The following is a 5,622-nucleotide window of genomic DNA, read 5'->3' on the forward strand; positions in this document are numbered from 1 at the left end:
CTGACGAATCCGAGCATCACTGTGGCCACCGACCACAGCAGCAGCGCGACGCTGTAAAGGATGCGCGGCGGCACGCGATCGACCAGCCAGCCGCCGGGGATCTGCATCGCGGCGTAAGTCCAGCCGAAGGCGGAGAAGATCAGACCGACGTGAACCGGATCGATGCCCAGCTCACTGGTCAGCGCCGGCGCGGCAATCGACAGGTTGCTGCGGTCGAGGTAGTTGATGACCACGGTGATGAACAGCAACACCATGATGAAAAATCGCTTGCGGCTAGGCGTGACTAAAGACGCCTGCCCGGAGAGGGTGTGCGTTTGCATGATAGATGCCTCTTTTTATGTTTGTTGAGGTCATGACGCAGATCTCCTCTCCCTCGGAGAACTGATCGTTCCCACGCTCGGCGTGGGAATGCAGCCCGGGACGCTCCGCGTCCCAGCAGCGGACGCAGAGCGTCCATTGAGGCATTCCCACGCAGAGCGTGGGAACGATCTGATGCTAGCGAGTCAGAGACTCACCACTCGGCAAAGCTGCCATCGGCATGACGCCAGATCGGGTTGCGCCAGCGGTGGCCGACGGCGGCACGCTCGATCACGTATTCCTCGTTGATCTCGATGCCCAGCCCCGGGCCGTTCGGAATCTTCACGAAGCCTTGGTCGTAGTCGAACACACGCGGATCCTTCACATAGTCGAGCAAGTCGTTGCTCTCGTTGTAATGGATGCCGAGGCTCTGCTCTTGGATAAACGCGTTGTAACAAGCCGCGTCCAATTGCAAACACGCCGCCAGGGCGATCGGTCCCAGCGGGCAATGCAGCGCCAGCGCGACGTCGTAGGCTTCGGCCATGTTGGCGATCTTGCGGGTTTCGGTGATGCCGCCAGCGTGGGAGGCATCCGGCTGGATAATGTCGACGTAGCCTTCGCTCAACACCCGTTTAAAGTCCCAGCGCGAGAACAGCCGCTCGCCGAGGGCAATCGGCGTGCTGGTCAGCGGCGCCAGTTCTTTCAGCGCTTCGTAGTTTTCGCTGAGCACCGGTTCTTCGATGAACATCAGTTTGTACGGGTCGAGCTCTTTCATCAGCACCTTGGCCATCGGCTTGTGCACGCGGCCGTGGAAGTCGACGCCGATACCGACGTTCGGCCCCACCGCATCACGCACGGCGGCAACGTTGGCCAGCGCGAGGTCAACTTTCTCGAAGGTGTCGAGGAACTGCAACTCTTCGGTACCGTTCATTTTCACCGCCGTGAAACCACGGCTCACTGCTTCTTTCGCCGCACGCGCGGTGTCGGCCGGACGGTCGCCGCCGATCCACGAATAGACACGAATTTTGTCGCGCACCTGGCCACCGAGCAGATCGCTGACCGACACACCGAGGGCCTTGCCCTTGATGTCCCACAGCGCTTGGTCGATACCGGCCAGCGCGCTCATGTGGATCGCGCCGCCACGGTAGAAGCCGCCGCGATAGAGCACGGTCCAGATGTCCTCGATATTGCGCGGGTCTTTGCCGATCAGGTAGTCGGACAATTCTTCCACCGCAGCCGCTACGGTATGCGCGCGCCCTTCGACAACAGGCTCGCCCCAACCGGTCACGCCCTCGTCGGTTTCGACCTTGAGGAAGCACCAGCGCGGCGGAACGATGAAGGTCGTGAGTTTGGTGATTTTCATCTCTGCTCTCTTTTGTAAATGCAGCTTTTATTAGATGCAGCGCACACAGCGCCCAAAAAATCTCAACGCAGGGCTTTCCAGGCAGCCACGTAGGCCTTGGCATTGACCGCCACCTGCTCGGGCGTCATGCCCGGTTTGAACAGGCCGGAACCGAGGCCGAAACCTTTCACACCGGCATCGATAAAGGCCTGCATGTTGTCCGGCGTAATGCCGCCGACCGGCGCCAGCACCGTGCCGGCTGGCAACACCGCGAGCCAGGCTTTGACGACGGCCGGATTTATTTGCTCGGCCGGAAACAGCTTGAGAATGTCCGCACCCTCAGCCAGTGCGGCGAAGGCTTCGGTCGGCGTGGCCACGCCCGGCGACAGGTACAGCCCCGCCGCTTTCGCCGCGCGCAACACTTTGGCATCGCTGTGCGGCATGACGATCACTTGTCCGCCAGCCGCTTTGACCTGCTCGACCTGCTCGGGGCTGAGCACCGTGCCGGCACCGATCAGGCAATCGGTGGGCAGCGCGTCACGCAGGATGCGGATACTTTCGTATGGCGATGGGGAATTGAGCGGTACTTCGATGACACGAAATCCGGCGGAATACAGGACTTCTCCGACAGCCGCCGCTTCCTGCGGTTGCAGGCCACGCAGAATCGCGATCAGACCGTTTTGTGCCAGTGCTTGCTTGAGCATGTCAGGCCTCCAGTCAGGGTTAACGGGATGAGGAATCGATCAGTCCGGCGGCGCGCGCCAGGTGCCACAGGCCACGCTCGGTCGCCTGCTCGGCCAGCGTCACCTGAGCAAAGCCGCAGGCGTTGAGGGCGCGGTGATAACGCGTGCACAGTTGCGCATTACCGATGAGCACGATCGCTGGAAGGTTCGATTGATTGCGCCGGCGCCGCTGCACATTGGCAAGCGCTGCCAGCTCATGGCCGATCATCAGGCCGGAGAGATAATCCGCCTGAGCGGTCGGGCTCAGTTCACCGGTCAGGCCGAGGGTGCGGGCGCTGAACAAGGTCGAGAGCACACCGAGCTCGGCATCCGCCGACAGCGCGATTTGCACGCCGCGGTCGAACGCTTGCGCATCGAACGTCGCGCTCGGCTGCTGGGTACGGCCAAGAATGCTGTGCTCGCTGAGTACGGCGAAGACTTCGCCGGTCATGAACGTGTCGAAATGGGTGATGCGGCCATCGACCACTTCCACCCATTTCGAGTGGCTGCCGGGCAGGCCGATCAGCAGGTCGCTACCCGCCTCGGCCGGCAGACTTTGCAGCACGCCGAGGACTTGGGTTTCTTCGCCACGCATTACATTCGGCAGTCGCGAACGCTGAATCACGCCCGGGACGATATGCACCGGCGTACCGCGCAAGCTGACCACGGTTTGCAGGGAATTTCCGAGATGGGCGACGTCGGCCGGCGTCTCGCAGTAAGCCGCTTCGCGCCAGCCCTGTGCACTGCCGACCATGCCGCAAGCGATTACCGGCAGATCCGGCTGCGCATCGAGCCAGTCACCACAGGCTTCGTCGAAGGCCAGTTCAAAACCATCGGCGCATTCACGGCCGTGGATGATTCGCGGGGTCTTGGGCAGCTGCATGATCCCGGACGACAGCGCACGCTGCTCCAGCACCACACCGTCCGCCGCGAGTTTGTAAGCACGTAATGAGGTCGTCCCCCAATCGAGCGCGATCAATTGCGCCTGCATCGCTTCACCTGTTTTGTTTTTGGCAGTGAGTGCGACGGACTATAAACCCGGGGGATTGTAAATCTCAATATATAAATATTGATCCCATATTATGGGAAGCGTCGACAGTAACGGTATCACCTCGCTCAAAACGCCCCCCGGCTGCAAGGATGGCGATCGAATGCCGCGAAAGGCCGAGTCAGGCTTGCACGGACAAAAATGCAAGGTTCGCCATGCCGCTGCGGTCGGGAAATATTCAGGGAGAGCGGCCCTCGAAAGAGGCAAGGCCGGACGGGATATCTTTCATTTTGCATGGCCAGTTGTCAGCAAATCCGCGCTAGGTATCTGCATAATCTTGGAAAAATACGTCTTGTATGTAGTGGAATGGACTCTATACACACAGGAAAAGGAATCTCTGGCTTTTAAAAAGGGATCCAGTGTTTCCCCTTTCAGGCGCCTTTCTCCCCCCTCATCGTCTACCGACTCGTCAAAAATGACATCTGCCCTATAAATTAACGAGTCAGGTGAAACCCTCTCGATAAACCCGAAGCCGGACTGTTTAATTCGGTGTGCCTGAGAAAAATCAAGATCACTTGTCAACGAGCAGACCAGCCCACGCCCTATAGACGACTTGAACAGGCCGAGAAGTTCCACGTCGGACTTGAAATAAACTTGATAAATTCCGGTAGTACGAAGCCGCTCTGTCTTTTCGTATTTAAGGTTAGCAATGGGCCGGCCATGATTCAAAGAACAAGCCGAGAGCACCGATATACATATTGCCAAGATCAAAACCTTCATAGGCGGTTACCCCTTGATCCATTTGAATATTGACTCCGCTACAATCTGTCGCGCTGACTTTCCACCGGGCAAGGCATGAGCATACATAAAGTTGGCATCTGCGTGATTGATATCGAGCCGCCCCATGACATTCGGCCCTTCGGAGATCTCCCATTGCTCACCGAAGTCTGCAACCAGATCTGACAGGTTCCAATCGACCGCAGCTGCCCTGATATTTATCCAATACTGCGCTTTAGGCTTGGGAACCTGACGATATATTTTCGAAATACCATATACGATTTTGCCGTGTCCTACGGGATCCAGGGTCACCAAAATTTTTATTTTGAAACCGCGCTCGGTTAAAATCGCAGACAAATGAGCACCGTTCCAGCCGCCCAAACTGTGGCCAATGATATAAATCGCAGTATTGCAACTTGGAATTTTTCGAATAACGTTACGCTCCAAATCCTCCTCACTCATAAATGAGTTATAACCAAGAGGCAACGTCGTACAAGATTTCTGTATTTCCAGCGCTTCGATGTCCGCGTCGACCATGTCTCGCACATAGTCGACATTGTGATTGGGACCATCAACGTAATACCGTTCCTGATCGCCAGCTCCACCAACAAGAAAAACCATTGCATCGCGGACGCTTACTGTTACTTGCTTGACCGATTGATCTGTCTTGCAAGTAAGTGTATGACTCACCGGATCCCTTTTCGCCATTGGCGGTGGTGGAGCCTCTGCTGTAGCACTTCCATTTGCCATCTCTAATTACTCCACAAATAATTTAATCGTCTCAGCCAGGTGCGAACTGACGGTATGGGTAAATCCCGCCGCATCCGTCACGCCAGACTCTTCACTGCCGTCACCCCGCTGAATGATGTAAGGGTGATAAGAGACCGGCTCTCCGGTGTCCTGATTGACTACTTGCAACCTGTCAGTGAAATGCACCGGCATCGGCGACAGCCCACTAAATGCGGCCCCTCCCCCACTTTGGCCGATGATCACCGTGCCCGAGCCACCGGTCACGACATTGCCATGCCCACCAGTGCTATCGAGCATCGCGGCATTCAGGCCGTTAATGAAAACAGTGCCGGAGACCGCTCCGGTGATAGGGCTGCCACACGCTGATTTATCGGTCATGCGCGCAGCAGCGAGGCCGTCGAAGAATACGTCCGGCGAGCCGGAGACAATCGGGTTGGTGCCGTGACCTGGCAGTGGGCAGGCGGTTGGGTCGGTGACGCGTGCTGCGGGTTTACCACTCAATTCAAAGCTCCTTGCTTAAGGGGTGCCGGGGATGGCTGATAGATGTCGATGTCGGTCGCGGCAAAGCGCCAGCGATTGTCGACCGGGTCGAACAAAGCATGACAATGCTCACCGCTTTCAGGTGATGTCGCGGTTTGTATGGCACGCCAGGCTTCGTTGGCTTGCCAACTCAACTCGGCAGGCGTTGCATCATCAAGTTCGTTGAGCCAGGCGTTGTAGTTGCGCAGGTGATTGCGCTCGAAAGT

7 protein-coding genes and 1 pseudogene are annotated in these 5,622 nt (G+C 57.7%); all 8 read right to left on the minus strand.

Going from position 1 to position 5,622, the window contains the following annotated elements; translation table 11 throughout:
• Nucleotides 1–320 (minus strand): MFS transporter (locus tag OQK_RS02500; RefSeq protein WP_157221892.1); only part of this gene is annotated, 320 nt, incomplete at its 3' end.
• Between the two features lie 191 nt (nt 321–511).
• A complete protein-coding gene (dgoD, locus tag OQK_RS02505; protein ID WP_016770960.1) occupies nt 512–1,660 on the minus strand; it encodes a galactonate dehydratase in 1,149 nt (382 codons plus the stop codon).
• Nucleotides 1,661–1,722: 62 nt separating this feature from the next.
• Nucleotides 1,723–2,343, minus strand: a complete 621-nt coding sequence (locus tag OQK_RS02510; protein ID WP_016770961.1) for a 2-dehydro-3-deoxy-6-phosphogalactonate aldolase — start codon at nt 2,341–2,343, stop codon at nt 1,723–1,725.
• A 19-nt stretch (nt 2,344–2,362) separates the two neighbouring features.
• The gene (locus tag OQK_RS02515; RefSeq protein ID WP_016770962.1) at nt 2,363–3,352 is read right to left on the minus strand and encodes a 2-dehydro-3-deoxygalactonokinase; all 990 of its coding nucleotides are present in this window, start codon (nt 3,350–3,352) and stop codon (nt 2,363–2,365) included.
• Nucleotides 3,353–3,634: 282 nt separating this feature from the next.
• Nucleotides 3,635–4,129, minus strand: coding sequence for a hypothetical protein (locus tag OQK_RS30725; RefSeq protein WP_016770963.1), 495 nt, complete (start codon nt 4,127–4,129; stop codon nt 3,635–3,637).
• 6 nt (nt 4,130–4,135) lie between these two features.
• Nucleotides 4,136–4,876 carry a hypothetical protein gene (locus OQK_RS02525; protein WP_038860463.1) on the minus strand — a complete coding sequence of 247 codons (741 nt, stop codon included), beginning with the start codon at nt 4,874–4,876 and terminating at the stop codon, nt 4,136–4,138.
• Between the two features lie 6 nt (nt 4,877–4,882).
• A complete protein-coding gene (locus tag OQK_RS02530; RefSeq protein ID WP_016770965.1) occupies nt 4,883–5,377 on the minus strand; it encodes a PAAR domain-containing protein in 495 nt (164 codons plus the stop codon).
• Nucleotides 5,374–5,622: pseudogene (locus tag OQK_RS30345) on the minus strand (hypothetical protein); the annotation flags it as partial. The pseudogene OQK_RS30345 and the gene OQK_RS02530, both read right to left, overlap by 4 nt.

This window comes from Pseudomonas sp. R62, from assembly GCF_000257605.1.
In the GTDB taxonomy this organism is placed as follows: Bacteria; Pseudomonadota; Gammaproteobacteria; order Pseudomonadales; family Pseudomonadaceae; genus Aquipseudomonas; species Aquipseudomonas atacamensis.